This is a genomic window from Streptomyces hoynatensis (genome assembly GCF_003626535.1).
GTDB classification, from domain to species: Bacteria; Actinomycetota; Actinomycetes; order Streptomycetales; family Streptomycetaceae; genus Streptomyces; species Streptomyces hoynatensis.
In genome coordinates, this window is record NZ_RBAL01000008.1 from 276,508 (window position 1) to 300,798 (window position 24,291).

Below are 24,291 nucleotides of genomic sequence, written 5' to 3' on the forward strand. Positions count from 1 at the left end.
CGCCGGTTCGCGGCGCGGACGGTGGCCCGCTGCTGCTCGGGTCTGTGCGTTCCGGCCGCGTGTCGGGCGAGGCCGGGGCGCCTGGGCGCCCGCGGGGTGGTGCGGCCGTGGTGCGGGGCGTTCACGTGGCGCGGCGCGCCCTGGGACGTGCCGTGCCGCGACGTGCTCGTTCCTGGGTGGTGCTCGGAGCTCGGTGCTGTTCGTGCCGTGGGACGTGCCGGGTGGTGCGGTCCTTCGCCGGGCGCGCCCCCGCTGCCCGGCCCGCGGGGCGTGCGCGGCGGGCCCGCCCGCTCCGCCGTGGTGCGCGGGCGGGAACGCGACGTGCGGGTGGTGCAGCGGGGCGGTGCGCGGGGGTGGTGCGGGTGGTGCAGGTGGTGCGAGTGAGGCGCGTGGTGCCGTCGGTGCGGAAGAGGCGTGTTGCGGGGCGTGCTTGCGGTGCGTGCGTGGTGCGGTGCCTGCCGCGGTACGCGCAGCGGGGCCTGTGTGCTGTGCTGCCTGCGTGCCGGTGGTGCCTGTGCGCTGTCGGGTGCCTGCGTGCTGCCGGTGCGTGCTGCCGTGCCGGTGCGCCGCGGCGCCTGCTGCGGGTGGTGCTGCCGGTACGGGGGTGGCGGCGCGGGTGCCGTCGGGTGCGGTCGGGTGCGGGTGGTCCGGGTGCGGGCCGGCACGCGGGGCGGCCGGGGCCGGGTGGCCGGTGGCGCCCGGGTCAGGTCGGGGTGTAGCTGAACAGGTGGTCGCTGATGAGGCGGGCCGCGCCGGTGACGCCCGCGACGGGGCCCAGCTCGCCCAGCACGATGGGGAGGTTGCCGGTGGCCAGCGGCAGGGACTGCCGGTAGACCTGGGTGCGGATGGTGGCCAGCAGGGTGTGCCCGAGGCCGGTGACCCCGCCGCCTATGACGACGAGCGCCGGGTTGAAGAAGCTGACGAGCCCGGCGATCACCTGCCCGGTGCGGTTCCCGCCCTGCCGGATGAGGTCGAGCGCGGCCACGTCGCCCGCCGCCGCGGCGGCGGCCACGTCCGCCGCGCCGAGGCTGCCCGCCGCCGCAAGTCGCGCGGCCAGCGCGGCGGAACGCCCCTCGCGGGCGGCCGCCTCCGCGTCCCTGGCCAGGGCGGCGCCCCCGAAGTACGCCTCCAGGCAGCCCCGGTTGCCGCACGGGCAGGGGCGGCCCTCGGGCTCGACCTGGATGTGACCGATGTCTCCCGCGCTGCCGGTGGCGCCGCGGTGCACGGTGCCGCCCGCGACGATGCCGCAGCCGATGCCGGTGCCGATCTTGACGCAGATGAAGTCCTGGACCGCGTGTGCGACGCCCGCGTGCTGCTCGCCCAGGGCCATCAGGTTCACGTCGTTGTCGACCATGACCGGGCAGCCGAGCTCCTGGCCGAGGGCCTCCCGGACGGGGAACCCGTCCCAGCCCGGCATGATCGGCGGGGCGACCGGCACGCCCTCGGGGAAGCGCACCGGTCCCGGCAGCCCGAGCCCGGCGCCGTCGAAGTGCCCGGCGAGCCCGCTCTCGCGCAGCCTGCCTGCCATCGACAGCACCCGCTCGAAGACCGCGACCGGGCCCTCCCGCACATCCATCGGCTCCGTGAGGTGGCCGAGGATCTCCAATTCCGGCCCGGTGACGGCCACGTCGATCGAGGTCGCCCCGATGTCCACGCCGAGGAAGCGCAGTTCCGGGGCCAGGCGGACGCCGTGCGAGCGCCTGCCGCCCCGGGAGGCGGCGAAGCCGTCGCCCACCACGAGCCCGGTCTCCAGCAGCCGGTCCACCTCGACCGCCAGCTTGGAGCGGGACAGCTCGATCTGGTCCCCGAGTTGAGCCCGGGAACTCGGCCCGCCGTCGCGGAGCAGGCGCAGCAGCCGCGCCTGGTGGGCGTTCGCGGGCCGAGCGGTCATGCGCCTCACGTGCCCCTCCCGCCAGCGTCGGCATCGGCCCCCGCGCACGGTTCCCGTGCCGGGCTTGGCTCGGGAATGTAGCAGCGGCCGGTCGACGCGGGAAGAAGTAGCGCATGGATGAGCGCAACTTTCTCCACGCCGAGGACAAAGCAGGGGGCGCGGCGGGCGCGGCGCGCCGGGACGCGCCCGGGTCGGCGGGTGCGGGCCGGGCGGTCCGCGGGACGCCGGTGACCGGCGGCGCGGCGCCGGGCGCCCGGCCGCGGCAGCCCTCCCACCAGCGGGACGAGGCACGGGCCGGCCTTCGAACGGCCCTGCCGAGGTGGCCCGTTTATTCCTTGCGGATCGGGCCAGAAGCTCCTCAGACGCCGCCTGGCGTGGCAAACCGGTGCCGCGCGCAGGTGACAACCCCGTAAACTCACGTCGGGGAACTGAAGATCGAAACGCGAACGCCGAGAAGTCCTCGCGTTTCCTCACCGCGGTCCGCTGACCCTGCCATTCGGGAATACTGCCTATGCGAAGCACAACAGTGCTGGGGCGAGCTTTCGTCACGCGAGTCCGGGAGCGGCCCGCGCTCTCGTCCAGACCTCCGCTCGTCCGGGAACTGCTCCTCGTGGCGTCGCTCTACTCGGCATACAAGTTCGGCAGACGCGCGGCCAACGGTCAGTTCGCGGACGCGTACGACAACGCGGCGAGCATCTGGGACCTGGAGCGCGCCCTCCACCTGCCGAGCGAGGCCGGCGTGCAGCAGTTCCTGCTGCACAGCGAGGCCGTGATCCACGGCATCAACGTCTATTACGCCACCGTCCACTTCCCGGCGATGGCGATCTTCCTGTGCTGGATGTACTGGCGCCGCCCCGGGTACTACGTCTGGATTCGCTGGGTGCTCACCTGGCTGACCAGCGCCGCGCTGGTCCTGCACCTGCTGCTGCCGCTGGCGCCGCCGCGGCTGTTCCGCCCGACGCGGATGATCGACACGGGCATGGTCTACGGCCCCGCGGTGTACGGGAAGCCCGAGGCCCACTCCATGGCGAACCAGTTCGCGGCCATGCCCTCGCTGCACGTCGGCTGGGCGCTGGCGATCGCGATCGGGCTGATCGTCTCCACCAGGACCCGCTGGCGGTGGCTGTGGCTGCTGCACCCGCTGATGACGTTGACCACGGTGGTGGGCACCGGGCACCACTACTGGATGGACGGGGCGGTGGCCACCACGCTGCTCGGCGTCATCCTGCTCGCCCTCAGGCCGCCGCGCGCCGAGCCGCCCGTGGCCGAGCCGCCGCGGCCGAGGCCCGAGGTGGTGCGGCAGGGCAGGCCGCGGCCCGTACCCGACGCGCGGGCGGAGCTGCCCGGCCGCAGCGAGGTGGCGGGCCGCGTCATCCCGCGGCCGGGGGCGCCGGGCGCCGCCCGGCCCGCCGAGGAGGTCCAGCATCGCTCCACGGCCACCTGAGCCACGGCCCCGGGGCCTGTGCCGGCGCCGCTTCGTGGGCCCGCGGCCCGGCCTGCCCGGCAGGTGGGGCATCGGCCGCCCGCGCCGCCTCACCGCGGCGGGGCGGGCGGCGGCGGTGACCAGCGGCCCGCGGGCGAGAGCGGATCGCAGGCGCCCGGCAGGTCGAAGCGGCGCAGGAAGGACAGCAGCCCGGCGTATCCCATGCCGAACGACAGCGGCGCGTCCTGTCCTTCGAGGCTGATCATGGCCGGGGCCTCGTCCGGGCCGTGGCTGCGCACCAGCAGGTGGCGCACCACGCCCTCGGCGGCCTCCCGCCACCGCTCGCCCCCCTCGTCCGCCGCCAGGTCGAGCAGCGCGCCGCCCACGCCGGCGGCGCCGCAGCACTGGCCGAGGTTCTCCATCCTGGGCACCCACGCGGCGCAGGCGGCGGCCGCGGCCCGGGCGGTGCGGCCCAGTTCCGGGGCGTCGAGGACCGAGGACGCGTGCCGCAGCGCGCGCACCGCCCCGGCCAGGCCCTGGCACCAGGAGGCGGTGACCGGCACCGCCGAGGGCCGCCAGGCCGCGGCGGTCAGCGCCTCGGCCCGCGCGGCGAGCCGGCGCGCCGCCGTCAGCGCGGCCCGGGTCAGCTCCGGGTCGCCGGTCCTCGCGGCCAGCCCGGTGAGGAAGTCGGCGATGCCCGCGCTGCCGTGCGCGTAGCCGAAGGTGGGGTCGACGCCCGCGCCTGGCGGCAGCCCGGTGTCCGCCGTCACCCCGAGGCGGGGGGCCTCGCGCGCGAGGAGGTCCTCGGCCCGGCGGACGGCGCGCGCCAGCGGCCCGGGATCGCCGGTCACGTCGGCGAGCAGCAATGCGCCCAGGCCCACGCCCGCGGTGCCGCTGAAGACGTCGTCGTGCGGCTCGGGCGGCGCGGCGGGGGTCACCGGGGCGGCCGGGAAGCCCGCGGCGGCGGCCCGGGCGAGGAAGAGCCCGATCCCGGTGGTCCCGGCGAGCAGCCCCTCCGCGAGGCCGACCCGCCCGGCGGCCCGGCGCGCGTGGGCGACGAGTCCCGGCAGCGCCTCGGCGACGCCCGGGTGCCCGAGGTGGTGCAGCAGTTCCAGGCCGATGCCGGCGCTGCCGGTGTAGACCCCGGCGTCCACCGCGTCGATGGTGCCCTCGGCCTCGGCGGTCCGCCGGGCCGCGAGCCGGGTCAGCAGCAGGTCGAGGACGCGGTCCCGGAGGGCGGCGGCCGTCCGTGGCCCGACGGCGGGCGGGGGCGGCGGGGCCCACCCGGCGCCGTGACCGGCGGGCCAGGCCCCCAGAGCCAGTTCCGCGAGGGTGCCCGCCGCCCGCGCCGGGTCGGCGTCGAGCAGCCCGCCGACGGCGCGCAGGGCGGCCTCGCGCGCGGCTCCCGGCGGGCGGGCGGCGAGGGACTGGAGCATGCGGCGGGCGGCCAGGTCCCGGCCGGGGATCTCGGCCGGCGGGGTCATCCCGGTGGCGGCGAAGCCCAGGGTCATGCCGAGCGCGAAGCAGTCGTCCGCGGGCCGCGGGGGCCGGCCTGCCAGTTGTTCCGGGGGCACGAAGCCGGGGGTGCCGCCGGGGAAGTACCGCCCGTCGAGCGCGGCGAGCCCGAAGTCGACGAGGTGGGCGCGGCCGTGGCCGAGGACGACGTTCCGCGGGGTGAGGTCGCGCACGATCACCCCCGCCCGGTGCAGCGCGGCCAGCGTGCCGGCGAGTTCCCCGGCCAGCGCCCGCAGGGCGGCGGGCGGCAGGGCCCCGTGCAGCCGGACGTGGTGCAGCAGGTTGGTGCTGCCGACGTCCTCGGTGACCAGGAACTCGTCCTCGCCGTGCGCGAAGTGGTCGAGGAAGGCCGCGGTTCCCGGCACGCCGCGGCAGGCGGCGAGCACCCGGCGCTCGTTGCGTAATCGGGCGCGGGCGTCGCCGCCCGCGCGGTTCTCCGCCACGTGCGCCCTGGCCTGCTTCACCACGACCCCGCGGCCCCGGCTCAGGTCCACGGCGCGGAAGACGTTGCCGTGCGCCGCCTGGTAGATCCCGCGGGTCACCCGGTAGCGCCCGCCCAGGGTCTCCGGCTCGGCCGCCGCGTCGCCCCCGAAGGGGTCGCGCGCCCACGGCGGCTGCCGGTAGTCCAGGGTGGCCACCCCGTCGAACCAGGCGCCGTCGGGACCCGGCACGCCGATGGCCAGCGAGCCGCGCTCCCCCGCGTACCAGCGCGGGGCGAAGGGGCCGTACCGGTAGTAGACGGGGGCGTCGGGGGCCACCCGCCGGTCGCTGAGCACCCGCGGCCCGGCGTGCCCGCGGGTCAACTCGGCCAGGTCGAGACCGAGTCGGCGGACCCGGGAGGCCGGCGGGTAGACGGTCACGGCCTTGCCGACCCCGGCCGGGGCGGGCCGCCCGCCGTTCATCCGGGCGAGGACCTCCTCCGAGCGGGCCAGCTTGAAGTGGCAGCGCTCGGCGAGCAGCCACGGCAGCAGGCGCGCGGCGAGGGCGGGGAACGTCGCCGCCCGGGAGGAGACGTGCAGCTTCCACCCGTGCGCGGGCAGCGGCACGCCGGCGGGGGCGACGGTCACCCAGTCCTGCCCCGCGTGCACGGCGTACCCGGCCTGCCCGGTGCCTCCGGTGCCTCCGGTGCTTTCGGTGCCCCCGGCGTGTGCGCCGGGGCGCGCGCCGTCCGGGGAGCCGGCCGCGGCAAGCGCCCGCCGGACGAGTTCTTCGCCGTCCCAGCCATCGCGGCCGTCCCGGCCCTCCCAGCCTGGCACCGCCCCGCCTCCTCGCCGCCGCTTTTCCGGCCCTCCGGGCCATGGCCGTTTCCCCGGCCTGCCATGGCTCGCCGGGTCCGGCCGCCCCGGCCTGCCCCGCCGTCGGCCGCCGCGTGGCCGCACGGCCACGCGCCCCGGCCGTGCCCCTTCCCGCCGTGCCCGCGGGCCTCAGGCCCAGTAGCTGTTTCCGGTCGCGTAGCAGTTCGCCGTGGAGGCGGTGCAGACGCAACTCACCGGACAGCGATCGGCGGCGTGGGCCGCCTGTTCCACGGAATCGAAGACGACGCGGGGTTCGACCGGGAAATCCCCGGCCTGGCGCGGAACAAGATCGGACAAGGCTTCCATGACGGCTCCTCGCTGCGGTTGTTCCCTGCGAACGGGGCGACCGTAACACCGGGGACGCACGGAACCAACGACGCGATAAAGCCACCTCTTGCCGCCTGGATTCGGCACCCATATCGTTGATCCGCCGCACAACTCCCGTGATCACGACATAATCTGACGGGAATGCACGGTAGCCGCCGGCTCGGGGAGGGACCCGCCCATGACCACACGTGGACGTCACCGCCGCTATCGGCCCAGTGCCGTCTCGCGCGCCTCCCTGACCGTCACCGCCTCGGGGGCCGGCCTCGCGCTCCCGCTGATCAGCGCGGCCCACGCCTCCGCGGCCTCCGCCGACACCTGGGACCAGGTCGCCGAGTGCGAAAGCAGCGGCGACTGGCACATCAACACGGGCAACGGGTATTTCGGCGGGCTGCAGTTCGCCCAGAGCACCTGGGAGGCGTACGGCGGCACCGCATACGCCGCGCGGGCCGACCTGGCCACCAGGGACCAGCAGATCGCCATCGCCGAGCGGGTGCTGGCCGGCCAGGGTCCCGGCGCCTGGCCCGCCTGCTCCGGCGAGGCCGGGCTGACCCGCGGCGGGGGCGCGCCCGAGGTCTCCCCCGGCGCGGGCCCGGAGCACGAGCGCGCCGGGGCGGAGCAGGCGAGCCAGGCCGCCGACACGCGCCCCGCCGCGCACGACGCGCACCCGGCGGCGCGGGACGCCGAGGCGCCCGCCCGCCAGGACGGCGACCTGTACGAGGTGGTGCGCGGCGACACCCTGTTCGGCATCGCCACCACCCACGAGGTGCGCGGCGGCTGGCAGTCGCTCTATGAGCTCAACCGCCGCACGGTGGGCGGCGATCCCGACCTCATCTTCCCCGGGCAGCGCCTCGCCCTGCACGCCCCGGCCACCGGCCACGAGCCGGCGGCGGACGGGGGCACGGAGGAGGCCGCGGGGCACCCGCAGGACCCGGCCGCGGACCAGGAGCAGGCCCGGGACGAGGAGGCCGCGCAGGAGCGCGCCGCGGAGGAGGAGCGGGAGGCCGAGGAGGCCCGGCAGGCCGAAGAGGCCCGGCAGGCCGAGGAGGAGGCGGCGGCCCGTGAGGCCGCCAGGGCCGAGGAGCGGCAGGAGGAGGAGCGCGCGGCGCACGCCCAGGGCGAGCGGGAGGAGGAGCCGGCCGACCGGCAGGCCCCCGCCTACACGGCCCCGGTGGAGGCCGCCATCGGCACGCCCTACCACGAGCCGGGCTCCTGGTCCCTCGGCTACCACACGGGCGTGGACTTCCCCGTCTCCACGGGGACCTCGGTGCGGGCGGTGGCCGCCGGCGAGGTGGTGTCCGCCGGCTGGGCCGGCTCCTACGGCTACGAGGTCATCGTCCGCCACCCCGACGGCCGGTACAGCCAGTACGCCCACCTCTCGGCCATCTCGGTCTCGGCCGGGCAGCCGGTCGGCAGCGGGCAGCGGCTCGGCCGCTCGGGCGCCACGGGCAACGCGACAGGACCGCACCTGCACTTCGAGATCCGCACCAGCCCGGCGTTCGGCACCGACATCGATCCGCTGGCGTACCTGCGGGAGCACGGCGTCTCGGTGTGAGCCGGGGCGCCCGGCCGGTGGCAATTCGGCCAGCCGCTGGCTTGATGCCATCGGGCGCGGCGGCGAAGAATCATGACAGATGCCCAAGTAACCCCCTGGCCGCGCGAGGTGGCCCCCTGGCTTCCTTCCCTCGCCCGTGGCCAAGTCGTTACCCTCGTCGGGCCGACATCAATGCGCGCATATGCAGGGGACATTGGAGACGCCGATGGAACGACCCGCCTGGGCGCCGCAGGGCATCGACCTGTCCCTGCCCAGCATTTCGCGAATGTACGACTACTACCTCGGCGGATCACACAATTTCGAGGTGGACCGCGAGGCGGCCCGCAAGGCGATCGGGCTGCTTCCCGGACTGCCCAAGATCGCTCAGGCGAATCGTGCCTTCATGCGCCGCGCCGTCCGGTACGCGGTGGAGCGCGGAGTGACCCAATTCCTGGACATCGGCTCCGGCATTCCCACCTTCGGAAATGTGCACGAGGTGGCGCAGGCGGCCAGTGCCGAGGCCCGCGTCCTGTACGTGGACAACGATCCGGTGGCCGTCGCGCACAGCAAGGCGGTGCTCGCCGACGTGCCGCGCGCCGGCGTCCTCGCGGCCGACTTCAACGACCCGGCGGGCATCCTCGACAGCGAGGAGACCGGGCGGCTGCTCGACCTCGGCCGGCCGGTCGCGCTGCTGCTGGTGGCCGTGCTGCACTTCTTCCACGACGAGGACAAGCCGCACGAGAGGCTCGCGGAGCTGCGCGACGCGCTGGCCCCGGGCAGCCTCCTCGTCCTCAGCCACGCCTCCACCGAGGATTCGCCCGCGACCCCGGAACAGGGCGCGGGCCTCTCGGAGCTCTACCGCAGCGGCGGCAACACGCTGGTGATGCGCTCCGGGGAGGAGGTCGCCCGCTTCTTCGACGGCTTCGACCTGGTCGACCCGGGGCTGGTGGCGATGCCGGACTGGCGCCCTGACGGGCCGCTCGACGAGGAGGACCCCATCGTGTACGCAGGCTACGCGGGAGTAGGACTCAAAGCGTGACACCCTCGCCCTCGGGGCGCTCCGCCCCGCCCGGCACCGAAGGCTGCGCGGAACCGCCCGACGGAATGGCGCGTTTCGCGCGGATCTGGTGCCGCGCGGTCTACCCGGCGACCGCGACCTCCATGACCCGCCAGGAGTTCGAGGACCTGCTGCTGCGGCTGACCGTACGGCTCACCGAGGCGCTGCACTCCAGGCCCTTCGACCCCGCTCCCGGGCGGGAGGTGGGCGCCGAGCTGGTGGCCGCCCACTGCACGGCGGCCGACTCGCTGCCGCGCATCCTCGGCGTCATCGACGCCTATCTGCTGCTGTACTGCGCGGACGCCGCCGAACTCCCCGTCGAGGAGGGCCGCATCCGCTGCACCCGCCTCCAGCACACGATCTCGGCCGGCTTCGCCAAGGCGCTGCAGGAGCGCACCAGGACCGAGCAGGAGGCGATGTCCAGGGCCGCGCTCGCGGCCCAGACCGAGATCGCGCGCGCCCTGCACGAGAGCGAGACCCGCTTCCGGGCCGTGTTCAAGGACGCGGCGCTCGGCATCGGCATCGCCGACATGGCCGGGAACATCCTGGACACCAACCACGCCCTGACCCAGATGTTCGGCGGCTCGGACCACCACGTCCGCAGCCGCAACCTGCTGGACTGGACGCACCCGGAGGACTCCCCCGACATGTGGCGCATGCAGCGGGAGCTGATGCGCGGGGAGCGGGAGCACTTCCAGGTGGAGAAGGCGTACGGCCGCACCGACGGCACCGTGCTGTGGACGAACCTGACGGTGTCCCTGCTGCGCGACGCCGAGGGCAAGCCCCGCTACATGCTGGCCATGATGGAGGACGTCTCCGAGCGGCGCCTGCTCAACCTGCGGCTGCGCTACCAGGCCACGCACGACGCGCTGACCGACCTGCCCAACCGCTCCCTGTTCTTCGAGCGCCTCGAGCAGGCCCTCGCCCCCGGCTCCGGCTGCGCCAGGCTCGGCCTGTGCTACCTGGACCTCGACGGGTTCAAGGCGGTCAACGACAGCCTTGGGCACGCCGTCGGCGACCAGTTGCTGATCGCGGTGTCCGAGCGGCTCCACGGCTGCGCCTCGGGCCCGGGGCAGATGCTGGCCAGGATCGGCGGCGACGAGTTCGTGGCCCTGGTCGTCGACCCGCCCTCGCCGAAGGCCGTCACCGAGCTGGCCGAGCGGGCGCTTGACGCGCTGGCCACCCCGGTGGAGGTGGGCGGGCGCGAGCTGATGGTCAGGGCGAGCATCGGCGTGGTGGAGGGCCCCACGCGCCACCTGACCGCGGCCGAGGTGCTGCGCAGCGCCGACATCACGATGTACCGGGCGAAGGCGGAGGGCGGCAACCGCTACGCCCTGGCCGACCCCGACTCCGACGCCAGGGCCATCAGCCGCCACCACCTGACCCACCACCTGCCCGCCGCGCTGAAGGGCTGCGAGTTCTTCATCGAGTACCAGCCGCTGGTGAAGATGCAGGACGGGAGCCTGGAGGGCGCGGAGGCGCTGGTGCGCTGGAGCCATCCGCGGCACGGGGTGCTCGGCCCCGACCGGTTCATCCCGCTCGCCGAGCACACCGGGCTGATCGTGCCGCTGGGCCGCTGGGTGCTCCAGGAGGCCGTGCGGCAGGCCTGCCAGTGGCAGGTCCGCGGCATCGGCGGGGCGCGGCCACTGAAGGTGAACGTCAACCTCTCGCCGCGCCAGCTGCACCACCCGGAGCTGGTCGAGGACACGGTGGCGGTGCTGGAGGAGGCCGGGCTGCCGCCGAGTTCGCTGTGCCTGGAGGTGACCGAGACGGCGATGATCAGGGCCGACGAGAACGAGCTGCGGCCGCTGCGCCAGCTCGCCGAACTCGGCGTGGGCATCGCCCTGGACGACTTCGGCACCGGGTACTCGAACCTCGCGAACCTGCGGCGGCTGCCGGCCAGCACCCTGAAGCTGGACCGCTCCTTCACCCTCGGCCTCCAGCGGGCGCCCGCCGACCCGGTGGACCTGAAGATCGTCGAGGGGATCGTCTCGCTCGCGCACACCCTCCAGCTCTCGGTGACCGTGGAGGGCGTGGAGACCTCGACGCAGGCCGAGCAGCTCAGGGAGCTCGGCTGCGACTCGGCGCAGGGCTGGTACTACGCCAGGCCCGGCCCGCCCGAGCGGCTCCCCGAGGCGGTCTGAGCGGCGGCCACTTCGGCACGCCGCCGCCCGGTGCCGCCTCGGCCCGGTGCCGCGCCGCGGTCGGTGCCGCCTCCCGGCCCGGTGCCGCGCCGCCGCGCGCCGCGGTCGGTGCCGCGCCGCCGGCCTGCCTGGCGCGTTCAGGGCACGACGCGCAGCCGGCCCGGGCGGGTGGACTGCGGCTCGGGCAGGCGCAGCGGGCGCGCGCCCGGCGTGAGGGAGCCGAGCACCGCGCCCTCGGCGCCGCGGGCGCCGGTCGCGGAGGGGAAGACGCCGGGCAGCCCGTGCACGCTGAGGAAGCCGAGCAGCGCGAACAGGTACCCCTCCTTGGCCTGGGCCGGCAGGCCGAAGTCCTCCGGCCGCCTGATCCTCACCGGATCGGCCAGCGCCCTGATCCGGCCCATCAGCACCGGGTTGCGCACGCCGCCGCCCGAGACCACGAGCTCGCGCAGGCCGTGCTCCCGGCAGGCCGCGGCGACCAGTTCCGCGGTGAGCTCGGTGACGGTGGCGGCCAGGTCCGCCGCCTCACCTCCCGCGCCGCGGCCGGACGCCCCCAGGCGGTCGCGCAGGTAGCCGGCGTGGAAGAGCTCCTTGCCCGTGGACTTGGGCGGGGACAGCCGGTAGTACGGCTCGTCGAGCAGCACGGCAAGCAGCTCCCGGTCCACCCGGCCGCGCCTGGCCCAGGCCCCGTCGGTGTCCATCCGCTCGGCCCCGCCGCTCGCCTCGGTGACCACGGCGTCCAGGAGGGCGTTGGCCGGGCCCAGGTCGTAGGCGGTCACCGCGCCGCCGGGGCCGCGGACGGTGATGTTGGCGATGCCGCCCAGGTTCAGCGCGCCGCGGCCCGCGCCGCCGTCCGCGCCGAGCAGCAGCAGGGCGTCCAGCATGGCCATCAGCGGCGCGCCCTGCCCGCCGCGGGCGATGTCGCGGGTGCGCAGGTCGGAGAGCACGGGCAGTCCCGTGGCCTCGGCGATCCAGGCCGGGCCGCCCAGTTGCAGGGTGCCCAGGGCCTCCGCCCCGGCCACCCAGTGGTAGACGGTCTGCCCGTGGGAGACCACCAGGTCGGCCCGGCCGCCCGCGAGCGCCGCGTCCGCCCGCGCGGCGACCTCGCCGAAGAACTGTCCCAGGGCGGTGTCGAGACGGCACACCTGCTCCAGCGTGGTGCCCGCCGGGGGCAGGGCCGCGGCCAGCCGGTCGCGCAGCTCCCTCGGGTACGGCTCGCTGTGCAGCCCGAGGGGGCGCAGCACGATCCCCACGCCCGCCGCGGCCCCCTCGCTCGCCCGGTCGCCCGTCCCCTCGTGCGCCTCCGCGCCGAGCGTCTCGAAGGAGAGCTCGGCCACGGCCGCGTCCACCGCGTCGTACGAGGTCCCGCTGAGCATCCCGATCACGCGCCGGGGCCGCGGCCCCGGGGCATCCGGGCGGAAAACGGTCGGGGTGCCTGCCACGGGCTCGGTAGGATGAGTGATGTCCATAACAGTGATTCGTCACCCTCCGTGACCGTCTACTGCGAGCGTTCTTCTCACCATTGGAGCATCCGAGGATGGCCCGACACCTCATCACCAGCGCGCTGCCCTACATCAACGGGATCAAGCACCTGGGGAACATGGTCGGCTCGATGCTCCCCGCCGACGTCTACGCCCGCTACCTGCGGCAGCGCGGCCACGACGTGCTCTACATCTGCGCCACCGACGAGCACGGCACGCCCGCGGAGCTCGCGGCCAAGGCGGCCGGGCTGCCCGTGGCCGAGTTCTGCGCCAGGCAGCACGAGGCGCAGAAGGCGGTCTACGACGGCTTCGGCCTGAAGTTCGACCACTTCGGCCGCACCTCCTCGGCGCAGAACATCGAGATCACCCAGCACTTCGCCCGCCGCCTGAAGGAGAACGGCTTCATCGAGGAGCGCACCACCCGCCAGGTGTACTCGCCGGCCGACGGCCGCTTCCTGCCCGACCGCTACATCGTCGGCACCTGCCCCTACTGCGGCTACGAGGCGGCGCGCGGCGACCAGTGCGAGAACTGCACCCGGGTGCTGGACCCCACCGACCTGCTCGACGCCCGCTCGGCGGTCAGCGGCAGCACGGACCTGGAGGTCAGGGAGACCAAGCACCTGTTCCTGCTCCAGTCGAAGCTGGAGGGCCAGGTGGCCGCCTTCGTCGAGGAGAACGGCAAGGAGTGGCCGACGCTCGCCTCCTCCATCGCCCGCAAGTGGCTGACCGAGGGCCTGCTGGACCGGGCCATCACCCGCGACCTGGAGTGGGGGGTGCCGGTCCCCGCGGACGTCTGGCCGGAGCTGGCCGCCGAGGGCAAGGTGTTCTACGTGTGGTTCGACGCGCCGATCGGCTACATCGGGGCGACGAAGGAGTGGGCCGACGCCGCGGGTGAGGGCGAGGCGCGCGACTGGCGCGCCTGGTGGTTCGACGCCGACGAGGCCGTCAGGTACACGGAGTTCATGGCCAAGGACAACGTGCCCTTCCACACGGTGATGTTCCCCGCCACCCAGCTGGGCACCCGCGAGCCCTGGAAGAAGGTCGACTACGTCAAGGCGTTCAACTGGCTGACGTACTACGGCGGCAAGTTCTCCACCTCGCAGAACCGCGGCATCTTCGCCGACGCCGCCCTGGAGCTGCTCCCCGCCGACTACTGGCGGTACTTCCTGATGGCGGGCGCCCCGGAGTCGGACGACGCCTCCTTCTCCTGGGAGCTGTTCTCCTCCGTGGTCAACAAGGACCTGGCCGACACCCTGGGGAACTTCGTGAACCGGGTGCTCTCCTTCTCCCGCAAGCGCTTCGGCGAGCAGGTGCCCGCCGGGCACGAGGCGGGCGAGGCCGAGCGGCGGCTCGGCGAGGAGATCGCGCGGCTGCTCGGCGAGTACGAGGAGCACCTGGAGGCGCTGCAGTTCCGCAAGGCGGCCTTCGCGCTGCGGGCGCTGTGGAGCGCGGGGAACGCCTACCTGGAGGAGAAGGCGCCCTGGCTGGAGATCAAGACCGACCCGGAGGGCGCCGCGCTGACCCTGCGCACGGCGATGAACCTGATCCGCCTGTACGCGGTGGTCTCCGAGCCCTTCGTGCCCTTCACCGCGCGGGCCCTGCGGGGGGTGTTCGCGCGGGAGGACGCGGCGACCTGGGTGACGGCCGAGGAGGCCACGGCCCTGGACCTGGTGCCCGCGGGGACCGGCTTCACCGTGCCCCCCGTGCTCTTCGCGAAGATCACCGAGGAGGACCTGGAGGGCTACCGGGAGCGCTTCGGCGACGCCGGGGCCTGAGCCGCGGCCCCTGCCCCTGGCGAGCCCCTCCCCCCTGGCGGGCGGAGGGGCTCGCGCGTTCCCCGGGCGCTCCCGCGCCGGCGCCCGCCCGGTGCCCGCGCGACTCTCGCCCGGTGCCCGCCCGGCTCGTTGCGTGGTGCCGCCTAACGCTCCTCCGCCTTTTCGGCGAGGCTGGCGCCGCGGCGGAAGGCGGCCATCAGGCCGCGGTCGAGCTGGACGGGGGGCTCGTCGGCGAAGTCCGCGACGCTCGGCCCGGATTCGCGCCGCCGGGGCACCAGGTGCCGGCTGCGCCGCCGCCGGGGCAGCGGCGGCTTGGCCTCGGCGCCCGGCCCGGGCTGCGCGCCCGGCTGCCGCTCCTGGGCCGCGGGGGCCTGTGGCGCGGCGCCCAGCGGGGCGGCGGGCGGGGTGGCGGGGGGGGTGGCGGGGGGCTGCCCGGCGGAGGGGGGCGGCGGCGGGGCGAGGGCGTCGACGACGGCGCGGGTGGCCGGCGCCTCAGGCGGCGCCAGCTCGGCGGCCGGGCCGATCGCACGTCCCGGCACGAAGTACGCCGCGGAGTACCCCTCGGCCTCGTCGCCGAGCAGCTCGCGCGGCAGCACGAGCACGGCCTGCACGCCGCCGTAGATGTTGCTCTGCAACTGGACCTGGATGTCGTGCCGCTTGGCGAGGGTGGACACCACGAAGAGCCCCACCCGGCCGTCCTCGAGCAGCTGGGCGACGTCCATCCGCTCGGCGCCGGACAGGATCGCGTTCATTCGCCGCTGCTCCGCCGCCGTCATGCCGAGGCCCCGGTCCTCCACCTCGATGGCCAGGCCCGCGGTCACCCGCTGCACCCGCAGCAGCACCTGCGTCTGCGGGGCGGAGAACTCGGTGGCGTTCTCCACGAGTTCGGCGAGCAGGTGCACCACGTCGGCGACCGCGTGGCCGCGCAGGGTGCCCTCGATGGGCGGCACCAGCCTGACCCTCCGGTAGTGCTCCACCTCCGCGATGCAGGAGCGCAGCACCTCCGTCATGCCCACCGGGCGGCTCCACTGGCGGCGGGAGACGGCCCCGCCGAGCACCGCCAGGTTCTCCGCGTGCCGCCTGATCCTGGTGGCCAGGTGGTCGAGGTGGAAGAGCCCCTTCAGCAGCTCGGGGTCCTCCACGTCGTTCTCCAGCTCGTCCAGGTACTCCAGCTGCCGGTGGACGAAGGACTGGAGGCGCCGGGCGAGGTTGACGAACACCTCGACGCGCTCGTCGGTGCCGCCCGCCGCGCCGGCCAGGGTGGCGGCCCTGGCCACCGCGGACTCCGCGGCGTAGCCCGCGCTCTCGATCTCGTGCCTGAGCTGCTCGTAGGGCAGCTCCCCCGGCTCGCCGGGCTCGGCCGAGGCCGGCTCGGCGGGGGGCCTGATCCGCTCGCCGCGCTCCACCTTCCGCAGCAGCGCCTGGAGTTCGACCCTGACCCGGGTGGCGTGGCGGCGCAGGGCGGCGAGCCTGGTGGCCTGCTCCGCGGCCTCGGCGACGGCGGCGGCAGCCGCCCTGGCCAGCACGAAGCCGGCCAGCACGGCGCCGCCGAGCGGCACCCCCCACCGGGCCGCGAGGCCACCGGGGTCCTGCTGCGGGGCGGTGAGCCCGTAGGCGACGACGACGACGGCGATCGCGGTGACCAGGGCGGCGGGGAGCACGGCCAGGCGCAGCAGCCTGCTCCTGGCGCCGGGCTCACCTTCGCCCGGCAGCAGGAGCGCCAGGCTGAGGCGGGCGGGACGCGCCCTGTGGCTTTGCTGTTCTGGCATCGGAGTCCTTCTCGGCGTGGTCAGGGTGTGCCGAGGTAACGCTATGACTCAACACCACTGCGGAGAGCCACAGTTCCGCCAATCGCCACCCTTCGCCACCTTCCATGGGGTGAAATCCCTCCCGGGCCTTTGACCTGGGCCGGGTCAGGAGAGACCCGAGACGCGCACGGTGATGTTGAGGCGCCCGGCGAGCCCGAGCCAGCCCGGCGCGCTGCCGGGACGGGTGCGCGGAACGCCGTGGTAGGCCGACCTGGCGGGGCCGCCGAAGACGAAGGCGTCGCCGCTGCGCAGTTCGACGTCCCGCCAGGGCCCGGACCGCCCGGCCGCGTTGCCGAAGCGGAAGACGCAGCCGTCGCCGAGGCTGAACGAGACCACGGGCGCGGCCGAGCGCTCGTCGGCGTCCCGGTGCATGCCCATCCGGGCGCCCGGGCCGTAGAAGTTGACCAGCGCTATGTCGTAGTCCGCGCCGTAGTCCGCGCCGTACTCCGCGCCGCCCTCCCCGCCGGCTTCCGCTTCCGCGGGGATCTCCGCGGCGGCGAGAGCCTCCCCGGCCCAGCGCCCCAGCCAGCGCGGGAAGGGCTTCACGGGCGCCCCGTCCCCGTCGACCACGGTCCGCGCGTAGCCGTAGGGATACCAGTGCCAGCCCAGGCAGACCTGCCGCACCGACATCTCGCCCGTCCTGGTGCGCACCGTCCGCAGCCCCGCGGGCGGCCTGGCCCACTCCCGGCAGGCCGCCAGCAGCTCCCGCTGCCGTGCCGGCGTCAGCCAGTCCGGCAGGTGCACGGCCCCGGGGGCGATCTCGGCCCGCTCGCGGGCAAACAGTTCCTCGCTCACTCCCCCATCATGCCCGCCTCACTCGAACGGGCGTCCGATCCGGGGTGCGGGCGCGCCGGGCTGCTAAGCCGCCAGGCGCTTGGCGATCCGCTGCCTGTCCCGCTCCGGCAGCGCGTCGGCGGCCAGCAGCCGGGGCAGCAGCTCCGGCTCCCGCGTCATCGCGCGGAAGGCGAGCGCCACGGTCACCTCGTGGTCCGGCCGGTACACGATGTCGACCGGGTCCGCCGCGCGGATTGTGCCCGTGGCGATCACCCGCAGGTACGCCCCGGGCTGCGCGGCCGCCGTGAACCGCTTGATCCAGTCCTCGCGGCCCATCCAGCCCTGGAAGGTCGAGCAGGGGATGCGCGGGCGGGAGACCTCAAGGATCACGTCGGGGCCGACGCGCCAGCGCTCGCCGATGAGGGCGCCGTTCACGTCCACCCCCTCGGTGGTGAGGTTCTCGCCGAAGACGCCGTTGGCCAGCGGTCTGCCCAACTCGGCCTGCCAGGCGTCGAGATCCTCGCGGGCGTAGGCGTAGACGGCCTGGTCGGCGCCGCCGTGGTGCTTCACGTCGTGGGCCCGGTCGCCGGCGAGCCCGACCTCGCCCGTGCCCTCGGAGCCGGGGACGGCGACGGCCACCGGGCCCGCGGCGGGCCGCTTGTCGATGCCGGTGGTCCCGGCCTCCCGCCAGGGGTTGGGGCGGGGCGTGCCGATGTTGACGGAGAGCAGCTTCATGGGGCGACGGTACGGCCCGCCGCCGCGGCGGGTCGACACATTTCCCGGCGCCGCCCTCCCGGCGCCCGCGGCGGCCTCCGCGCCGGCCCGCGGGCAACCGGGGGCCGTTGTCAGGCGTCTCACCTCGCATGACAGGCAACGGGCGCATCACGCCGTGGAGCCGGCGGCTGGGCCGGACCGTCGCGGGGGCCGCCGCCCTGGCCGCGCTGGGGGCGGTGGCGGGCTGCGGGGAGGACTCGCCGCCCGAGGTGCCGGAGGGCGGGCCCGCGGTGGAGCCGTGCGTGACCGCCTCCGGGGAGCTCGTCGCCGACCTGGACGCCGACGGCCTGGCCGACCGGGTCCTGGATCCCTCGGGCGCCGGGACGGGGCTGCGCATCCGCTTCGGCGCGGAGTCGGGCGAGGGCCCGGAGGCCGGGGCCGGGCGGCTCGTCGGCGGTTCCGGCGAGGACGAGACCATGGCGGCCGTGGCGGACTTCGACGGCGACGGCTGGTTCGACCTGGTGGCGGTCGCGACCGGCGAGTGGCAGGGCGACGACCCGATCGAGCCGCGGGTGGCCGAGCTGAGGTTCGGGCCCTTTTCCCGGGAGGGCCGCGGGCAGCGTTCCCGGGAGCTGGACCTCGGCGAGACCCGGGGCATCGCCGTCGCCGACTACAACCACGACCGCTACCCGGACCTGGCCGCCTTCGTCTACGCGGGCGACGGCGTCTACGAGACCGAGGCGCGTCTTGGGGAAGCGGAGGACGGGCTCGGGGAGCTGACCGGCGAGATCCTCCAGGAGTACACCGTCATGGCCGAGCAGACCGGCGACCCCACGCCGCGCAACATGCCCGAGCCCGGCCTGCCCTCCTTCCTTCCGGCCTGCGAGGAGTCGGGCGGCTGACCCGGGCGGGGCGGGCGCGGCGGCAGGAGCGCGCGGGCCGCCACCGGGTGGGGGGCGGCCCGCGGCCGGCTCAGGGCAGCGGGGTCGGGTCGCGCCTCTCCTGCTCGTCCGCCTCCGCGGCGGGCTCCGCCGCCTCCCGGGCGCGCCCCGGCGGGCCCGCGGGGCCCGATCGGCGGGCCCCGGCCTCAACCGCCGGGTCCCCCACCGCCTTTCCTGCCGGGTCGCGGCGGTCGAGCCACTCCAGGACGGGCGAGGTCATCACCGTGGTCACCAGCGCGACCAGGACGAGGGCGGCGAACATCGTGCGGTTGACGATGCCGGCGTCCAGGCCGATGTTCAGCGCGATGAGCTGCATCAGGCCGCGGGCGTTCATCAGGGTGCCCACCCGGACGGCGACCGCGGGCGGCTCGCCGCGCCACCTGGCCGCGGCCCAGCAGCCGCCGAACTTCCCGCCCACCGCGACCAGGACCGCGCCCGCCCCGAACAGCAGCACCGTGGGCTCCGAGAAGACGTTGAACTCGGTGCGCAGGCCGGAGTAGGTGAAGAACATCGGCAGGAAGACCACCCGCGTCATCGAGTGGACGGTGTGGACGACCCGGTCGGCGGCGGCGTTCTGCGGCATGGAAAGGCCGACGCAGAAGGCGCCGAACACCGAGTACAGCTGGATCTCGTCGGTGAACCAGGCGGCGCAGAACAGCACGGCGACGGTGACCAGCACCCGGGTGTCCTCGCTGATGCCGGGGCGGTCCAGGACCCAGGCGAGGAAGTGCCTGACCACGAAGAACAGGGCGAGGGCGAACAGCAGGGTGCCGCCGACGGCGATCAGCACGTGCCGCGCCTCGCCCGAGGCCACGCTCACCACCCCGGCCAGCATCAGCCAGGCGGCGGCGTCGTCGCTTGCGCCCGAGGCCAGCGAGAGGGAGCCGTACCTGGTTCCCGACAGGCCGCGTTCGGTGATGATCCTGGCGAGCATCGGGAAGGCGGTGACGGCCAGGGCGACGCCGACGAAGGCGGCGGTCACCCAGGCGGAGACCCCGTCCACGAAGATGTCGACGTGCCCGTGCGCGGCCATGGCCAGCCCGACGCCGCCGGCGATCGGCACGAGCATGCCGGCGACGGAGATGGCCATCGCCGAGCCGACCATGCTGCTGCTCGCGCGGGAGCGGAACTCGTAGCCCACGTGGAGCATGAGGGCCACCAGGCCGATCTGCCCGCCGATGTAGATGACGGGGACGAGTTCGGAGGGGAAGATCGCGTCGGAGACGTCCGGCGCGACCGTGCCGAGCAGGGAGGGGCCGAGCAGCACGCCGGCGATCATCTCGCCGACGACGTAGGGCTGTCCGAGCCGGGCGAAGGCCATGCTGACCAGGCGGCAGACCACCAGGATCACCACGGCGGCGGCGAAGAAGCGGGGGGCGAGTTCGTCGGGAGTCAACGGGCCTGCTCCTTTGCGAGGGCATCCGCGTCGCCGCCGGGACCGTGCGGGCCGCGTGATGCGTCGAAGTAGCGTTGGCACAGCTGCCGGCGCCTGGCGTCCCTGACCATGTAGGTGCCGAGCACCAGCTGGGTGACGCTGCGGGGCACGCCCGCCCACCGGTCCCCCAGCCGCATCAGGGCCAGCCGCGCGGTCCTGCGCCAGGGGCCGAAGGCGGGGCCGCCCTCGCGGGCCACCAGGAGGCAGGGGCCGCGGCTGGGCAGGGACCTGCTGTGGCTCGCCGAGGAGTAGGGGCGGTAGCGCAGCAGGATCTCGCGGGCGGCGACGCGCATGGTGAGGGTCGCGAAACCGCGGGCCGGGCAGGGCCGGTTGGCGGTGACGCCGAAGGGGATGAAGTGGGTGGGCTTGTCCTCGGGCCGCCGCCAGCGCTCCGGGTCGAAGCGGTCGTCGGTGGCCGGGTCCGCCCCCTGGTAGCCGGGGTAGTTGAACAGCAGGACGGTCCCGGCGGGCACGGGTTCGCGGTCCCCGCGCGGGATCTCCGCCGAGGTGATCCGGTGGGCGACGCCGAACAGCGGGTAGAGCCTGAGGGTTTCGTTGACGACGTGGTCCAGGTACTCCTCGTCGCCCGGGTCGGCGAGCAGCCGCTCGCGCACCTCGGGGTGGGTGGCGATGGCGAGCAGCAGGTGGGCCATGCCCTCCGACATCTGCACGACGGCCGTGTTGAAGAAGGTGCCCTGCAGGTAGTACGCCTGCTCCTCGCGGGTGAGCGTGGTGGGCAGCGGCACGGGGAGCCCGCCCGCGTCCAGCCGTTCCCGCAGGTAGCGGGTGAGCCGGGCGCGGCGGTCCATGTGCCGCAGGCTGGTGCACTTCAGGGCGCTGACCACGTCGTCGGCGTTGCCCACGATGAGGTCCCTGACGTGCCGGGGGCAGGGCTCGCGGAAGACCAGCTCGTAGTAGACCTCGGCCCACACCGGCATGGTCAGGTCGCGCAGCCTGACCCGCCGCACCCCCGCGCGGCCCGGGCGCGGGGCGCCCGCCGCGCCGGGCGGCTCGTCGAGTTCGGCGAGCACGCGCCGGGTGCACCTGGCGACGAGCTCGGCCCACTGGGCGCGGTCGAGGCCGGCGAGGATGCGCCGGGTGGTGCGGGCGACGTCGTCGTAGCGAGGACCCGGCTCCAGGTGCTCCTGGTGCACCTCGGGCCCGGGCGAGAGCCAGTACCAGAACAGGTCGGACAGGGCCGCCCCGCGGCTGCGGCCGTTGGCCGCGGGATGCCCGTACACCTGCTTGAACTCCGCGGCGGGGACGCGGCGTCCCGGGACCGGCAGGCCCTCCTCCCCGCCCACCCAGGCGAAGATCCGCACGCGGAGCGCGACCACCGCGGGCGGCAGCCAGTAGGGCAGGGTGGCGAGGAGGAGCAGGGCGAGCGTCGCGCCGGCCGCCCACTGCGGCCCGCTCACCGCTCGGCCCCGGGAGGGACGGCGCCCGCGGCGGGGGCCGGGCGGACGTGGCCCGGGGTGAGTCCCGGCAGGCCGCCCACGCCCAGCAGGGTGAGGGTGTGGTCGAGCTCCTCCCTGAGCAGTTCGAGGACCTGCCCGACGCCCCGCTCGCCGTCCACGGCCAGGCCCCACAGCACCGGCCGGCCCACGCCCACGGCGGCGGCGCCGAGCGCGAGGGCCTTGGCGACGTCCGTGCCGCGCCGCACGCCGCCGTCCAGGATCACCGGGATGCGGCCCTCGACCGCCGCCACGATCTCGGGCAGCAGCTCGACGGTGGCCGGGACGCCGTCCAGCTGGCGCCCGCCGTGGTTGGAGAGCAGCAGCCCGTCCACGCCGTGCCGCAGGGCGATTCCGGCGTCCTCGGGGTGCAGGACGCCCTTGAGCACGAGCGGGAGCGAGGTGGTGCGGCGCAGCCAGTCCACGTGCCACCAGGTGATCTCCGGGGACATGACAATCGGGAGGACGCGGCCCGTCCTGGGGTCCCTGAGGTTCTCGCAGCACAGCCCGTCCGGCAGATCCGTGAAGCCGTTGCGCCGGTCGCGTTCGTGCGCCCCCCGCGCGGGCGAGTCGACGGTGACGACCAGGGCCTCGCAGCCGGCCTCCTCGGCCCGGCGGACCAGGATCTCGGTGAACTCCAGGTCGGGCTGGATGTACAGCTGGAACCACAGCGGCGCCCCGTCGGGCGCCCCGGTCCTGGCGGCGGCGGCGATGTCGCCGACCGACGTGGTGGCCGCCATGCTGGCGATCATGATGGCGCCCGCGGCGGCGGCCGCCCTGGCGGTGGCCAACTCGCCCTCGGGGTGGGCGAGTTTGTGGAACGCGGTGGGCGAGATGAGGATCGGCAGGGCGGCCCGGCTGCCCAGGAGGGTGACCGCCAGATCCTGCTTCCCGCCGCCGCGGAGCACCCGGGGCAGCAGCCTGAGCCGGGCGAACGCCTCCTCGTTCGCCCGCAGGGTGAGCTCGTCGCCCGCGCCGCCGGCGAAGTAGTCGGCGTGGGCCGGGTCGAGCACGGCGCGCGCCGCGGCCTCGAACTCCCTGAGGTTCAGCATGGCCGCCTCACCCGTCGGCTCGCGCGCCGGCCCTCGCCGTCCGTTCCTCCGCGGCGGCGAAGAACCCGGTGAGCGGCGCCTCGTGCACGTCCGGGTCGTCCCACTCGTTCTCCAGGTTCTCGGCCAGGTGGTGCACGCCGAGCAACTCCCCCCGCGCGAAGTGGCGGACGACCGGGTGCAGGTAGCTGGCGTCGTGGGCCTCGCCCGGGGAGTTCTGCGCGATCCTGCGCACGGTGATGTCGAACGGGTCCACCTTGTCGTGCTCGGGCCCGTACTCCAGGGTGATGGTGTAGTAGGTGCCCTCCCGGGTGAGCGGCCCCCGGTGGGCGTAGTCGACGGGCACCTCCTCGTGGTAGCGCACCTGCCCGCCCGGCGCGTGGGTGATCAGGTCGCCGATGACGCCGAACTGCTGCCACAGCGCGGAGCTGCGGTTGACCCGCGCGATCACGGCGTCGGTCAGCGCCTGCGGGTCGGTCTTCAGCTCCTGGTGGGGCCAGGCGCGTTCGTGGTGGCGGAGGCCGAGGATGCGCGACAGCGCCCGGACGCCGTACCGGTAGCCGTGGATGAAGCCGCTGGTCGACTTCTTGAAGTCCCGCTGCTGCATCAGCGTCCCGGCGAAGTAGAGGCCGGGCTGGTTGACCGACTCGTAGGCCTCGGTCATGGCCGGGAAGCGGTCGTTGATGACGAGTTCCGGGCGGCACTCCTCGTCGAAGAGGGAGGCGTCGAAGCGGAAGCCGGTGCAGACGATCACCCGGTCGTAGCGCAGCTCCTTGACCAGCTCGTCGGCCCGGCTGAAGGCGAAGCGCACCAGGTAGCCGCCGTCCCGCTTCTCGATGGACCTGACGTGCCCGTCGAGCAGGGCGTTCTGCGACTTCAGCTGGTAGGTGTCGAGGAAGTTGTTGTTCACCGCGCGCAGGTGGCCCACGTAGTGGGTGCGCCAGGCCAGCTTCAGCGAGCCGGGGCCGGCCACGTGGATGACCGCCGCGGTGGGGATGAGGTTGTCGGCCGTCTCGAAGGCGGAGTTGCCCCGGCCGAGGATCAGGACGCGCTGGTCGATGAAGTCCTCGGGGTCCACGGAGACGGTGGGGTACAGCTCGCAGTCCTCGATGCCGGGCACGGGCGGCAGGTAGGGGCGGCTGACGCCGGTGGCCATCACCAGGCGGCGGGCGCGGTGCTCGGTGCCGCGCTGGTCGGTGGCGACGAACTCGCCGTCGGCCCCGCCCTCCCGGCGGATGCGGGTCACCCTCGTGTCGTAGGCGATGTCGAGGCCGAACGCGGCGGCGTAGTCCGCGAGGTAGCGGCAGAAGTCGTCGGCCTTCGGGAAGTACTCCCTGCTGTAGCGGGTGAAGCGCAGGTCCTGTTCGCCCGGGCCGTCGGACAGCAGCGAGTTCCAGTCCATGCGCAGGTTGAACTCGGGGTCGCTGCGGCCCGTGTGGACCTTGTTGTTCGAAATGAGCGTGCGGTGGCGGGGGAAGGTGGCGAAGAACGCGCCGGGGACGGCGCCGCCCTCCAGGATGCGGTAGTCGTGCCCGGCGGCCTGGAGATGCTGGCCGAGCTGCAGGCCGGCGGGGCCGGCGCCGACGACCAGGTAGGTGTGGGGCTCAGAGTGCACAGTCATCCTCTCCTGAGGTACAACAGTGACGTTCGAATCCACTTCAGCCAGTACTACGAACTCGT

17 protein-coding genes are annotated in these 24,291 nt (G+C 74.9%); 6 read left to right on the forward strand and 11 right to left on the reverse strand.

Annotated features, from left to right (window positions below):
- Window positions 1-703 precede the first annotated feature (703 nt).
- Entirely contained in the window at window positions 704-1,891 is a 1,188-nt protein-coding gene (locus D7294_RS16425) for an ROK family transcriptional regulator (RefSeq protein WP_120680431.1), read from the reverse strand.
- A gap of 511 nt (window positions 1,892-2,402) precedes the next feature.
- Here D7294_RS16425 and D7294_RS16430 point away from each other — a divergent pair.
- Window positions 2,403-3,335, forward strand: a complete 933-nt coding sequence (locus tag D7294_RS16430) for a phosphatase PAP2 family protein (RefSeq protein WP_120680326.1) — start codon at window positions 2,403-2,405, stop codon at window positions 3,333-3,335.
- Window positions 3,336-3,424: 89 nt separating this feature from the next.
- On the opposite strand, the gene D7294_RS16435 is transcribed toward D7294_RS16430, so the two are convergent.
- Together D7294_RS16435 and D7294_RS31960 are read right to left on the reverse strand one after the other, a co-directional pair.
- Window positions 3,425-6,085 (reverse strand): class III lanthionine synthetase LanKC N-terminal domain-containing protein, encoded by a 2,661-nt coding sequence (locus tag D7294_RS16435; protein ID WP_120680328.1) that lies wholly within the window; start codon window positions 6,083-6,085, stop codon window positions 3,425-3,427.
- Window positions 6,086-6,253: 168 nt separating this feature from the next.
- Window positions 6,254-6,430: a hypothetical protein gene (locus D7294_RS31960; protein ID WP_158674639.1), complete on the reverse strand. Its 177-nt coding sequence runs from the start codon at window positions 6,428-6,430 to the stop codon at window positions 6,254-6,256.
- A 199-nt stretch (window positions 6,431-6,629) separates the two neighbouring features.
- On the opposite strand from D7294_RS31960, the gene D7294_RS16440 reads away from it, so the two are divergent.
- From D7294_RS16440 to D7294_RS16450, 3 genes are all read left to right on the forward strand, one after another.
- Complete coding sequence (locus D7294_RS16440) at window positions 6,630-8,003, forward strand: transglycosylase family protein (protein ID WP_120680330.1); 1,374 nt, start codon at window positions 6,630-6,632, stop codon at window positions 8,001-8,003.
- 205 nt (window positions 8,004-8,208) lie between these two features.
- Window positions 8,209-9,021 (forward strand): SAM-dependent methyltransferase, encoded by an 813-nt coding sequence (locus D7294_RS16445; protein ID WP_120680332.1) that lies wholly within the window; start codon window positions 8,209-8,211, stop codon window positions 9,019-9,021.
- Window positions 9,018-11,183 (forward strand): putative bifunctional diguanylate cyclase/phosphodiesterase, encoded by a 2,166-nt coding sequence (locus D7294_RS16450; RefSeq protein WP_422070710.1) that lies wholly within the window; start codon window positions 9,018-9,020, stop codon window positions 11,181-11,183. The genes D7294_RS16445 and D7294_RS16450 overlap by 4 nt, the downstream gene beginning before the upstream one ends.
- A 137-nt stretch (window positions 11,184-11,320) precedes the next feature.
- On the opposite strand, the gene D7294_RS16455 is transcribed toward D7294_RS16450, so the two are convergent.
- On the reverse strand, window positions 11,321-12,556 hold the full coding sequence (locus D7294_RS16455) for an anhydro-N-acetylmuramic acid kinase (RefSeq protein WP_241562407.1): 1,236 nt from the start codon (window positions 12,554-12,556) through the stop codon (window positions 11,321-11,323).
- A 161-nt stretch (window positions 12,557-12,717) separates the two neighbouring features.
- Here D7294_RS16455 and metG point away from each other — a divergent pair, with 161 nt between their 5' ends.
- Entirely contained in the window at window positions 12,718-14,436 is a 1,719-nt protein-coding gene (gene metG / locus D7294_RS16460; protein WP_120680338.1) for a methionine--tRNA ligase, read from the forward strand.
- Window positions 14,437-14,579: 143 nt separating this feature from the next.
- On the opposite strand, the gene D7294_RS16465 is transcribed toward metG, so the two are convergent.
- The 3 genes from D7294_RS16465 to D7294_RS16475 all read right to left on the reverse strand — a co-directional run bounded on the left by D7294_RS16465 (window position 14,580) and on the right by D7294_RS16475 (window position 17,753).
- Entirely contained in the window at window positions 14,580-16,205 is a 1,626-nt protein-coding gene (locus tag D7294_RS16465) for a sensor histidine kinase (protein WP_120680340.1), read from the reverse strand.
- 144 nt (window positions 16,206-16,349) lie between these two features.
- Window positions 16,350-17,039, reverse strand: coding sequence for an alpha-ketoglutarate-dependent dioxygenase AlkB family protein (locus D7294_RS16470; protein ID WP_120680342.1), 690 nt, complete (start codon window positions 17,037-17,039; stop codon window positions 16,350-16,352).
- A 63-nt stretch (window positions 17,040-17,102) separates the two neighbouring features.
- A complete protein-coding gene (locus D7294_RS16475; protein WP_120680344.1) occupies window positions 17,103-17,753 on the reverse strand; it encodes an MOSC domain-containing protein in 651 nt (216 codons plus the stop codon).
- Between the two features lie 128 nt (window positions 17,754-17,881).
- Here D7294_RS16475 and D7294_RS16480 point away from each other — a divergent pair, with 128 nt between their 5' ends.
- Entirely contained in the window at window positions 17,882-18,634 is a 753-nt protein-coding gene (locus D7294_RS16480) for an FG-GAP repeat domain-containing protein (protein ID WP_120680346.1), read from the forward strand.
- A 70-nt stretch (window positions 18,635-18,704) separates the two neighbouring features.
- Here the strand turns inward: D7294_RS16480 and D7294_RS16485 are convergent, their stop codons facing one another.
- Genes D7294_RS16485 through D7294_RS16500 form a run of 4 tightly spaced genes read right to left on the reverse strand, consistent with a single transcriptional unit; the run spans window position 18,705 to window position 24,232 of the window.
- The gene (locus tag D7294_RS16485; protein ID WP_120680348.1) at window positions 18,705-20,069 is read right to left on the reverse strand and encodes a cation:proton antiporter; all 1,365 of its coding nucleotides are present in this window, start codon (window positions 20,067-20,069) and stop codon (window positions 18,705-18,707) included.
- Window positions 20,066-21,526, reverse strand: a complete 1,461-nt coding sequence (locus D7294_RS16490; protein WP_120680350.1) for a cytochrome P450 — start codon at window positions 21,524-21,526, stop codon at window positions 20,066-20,068. The genes D7294_RS16485 and D7294_RS16490 overlap by 4 nt, the downstream gene beginning before the upstream one ends.
- A complete protein-coding gene (locus D7294_RS16495; RefSeq protein ID WP_120680352.1) occupies window positions 21,523-22,614 on the reverse strand; it encodes an alpha-hydroxy acid oxidase in 1,092 nt (363 codons plus the stop codon). The genes D7294_RS16490 and D7294_RS16495 overlap by 4 nt, the downstream gene beginning before the upstream one ends.
- 7 nt (window positions 22,615-22,621) lie before the next feature.
- Window positions 22,622-24,232 carry an NAD(P)-binding domain-containing protein gene (locus D7294_RS16500; protein WP_120680354.1) on the reverse strand — a complete coding sequence of 537 codons (1,611 nt, stop codon included), beginning with the start codon at window positions 24,230-24,232 and terminating at the stop codon, window positions 22,622-22,624.
- Window positions 24,233-24,291 lie beyond the last annotated feature (59 nt).

Bases quoted from the DNA above. Each gene is read 5' to 3' on its own strand.
- D7294_RS16500 (WP_120680354.1), bottom strand. From the start codon at position 24,232: ATGACTGTGCACTCTGAGCCCCACACCTACCTGGTCGTCGGCGCCGGC.
- D7294_RS31960 (WP_158674639.1), bottom strand. From the start codon at position 6,430: ATGGAAGCCTTGTCCGATCTTGTTCCGCGCCAGGCCGGGGATTTCCCG.
- D7294_RS16455 (WP_241562407.1), bottom strand. From the start codon at position 12,556: ATGCTCAGCGGGACCTCGTACGACGCGGTGGACGCGGCCGTGGCCGAG.
- D7294_RS16440 (WP_120680330.1), top strand. From the start codon at position 6,630: ATGACCACACGTGGACGTCACCGCCGCTATCGGCCCAGTGCCGTCTCG.
- D7294_RS16495 (WP_120680352.1), bottom strand. From the start codon at position 22,614: ATGCTGAACCTCAGGGAGTTCGAGGCCGCGGCGCGCGCCGTGCTCGAC.
- metG (WP_120680338.1), top strand. From the start codon at position 12,718: ATGGCCCGACACCTCATCACCAGCGCGCTGCCCTACATCAACGGGATC.
- D7294_RS16425 (WP_120680431.1), bottom strand. From the start codon at position 1,891: ATGACCGCTCGGCCCGCGAACGCCCACCAGGCGCGGCTGCTGCGCCTG.
- D7294_RS16475 (WP_120680344.1), bottom strand. From the start codon at position 17,753: ATGAAGCTGCTCTCCGTCAACATCGGCACGCCCCGCCCCAACCCCTGG.
- D7294_RS16465 (WP_120680340.1), bottom strand. From the start codon at position 16,205: ATGCCAGAACAGCAAAGCCACAGGGCGCGTCCCGCCCGCCTCAGCCTG.
- D7294_RS16430 (WP_120680326.1), top strand. From the start codon at position 2,403: ATGCGAAGCACAACAGTGCTGGGGCGAGCTTTCGTCACGCGAGTCCGG.
- D7294_RS16480 (WP_120680346.1), top strand. From the start codon at position 17,882: ATGACAGGCAACGGGCGCATCACGCCGTGGAGCCGGCGGCTGGGCCGG.
- D7294_RS16445 (WP_120680332.1), top strand. From the start codon at position 8,209: ATGGAACGACCCGCCTGGGCGCCGCAGGGCATCGACCTGTCCCTGCCC.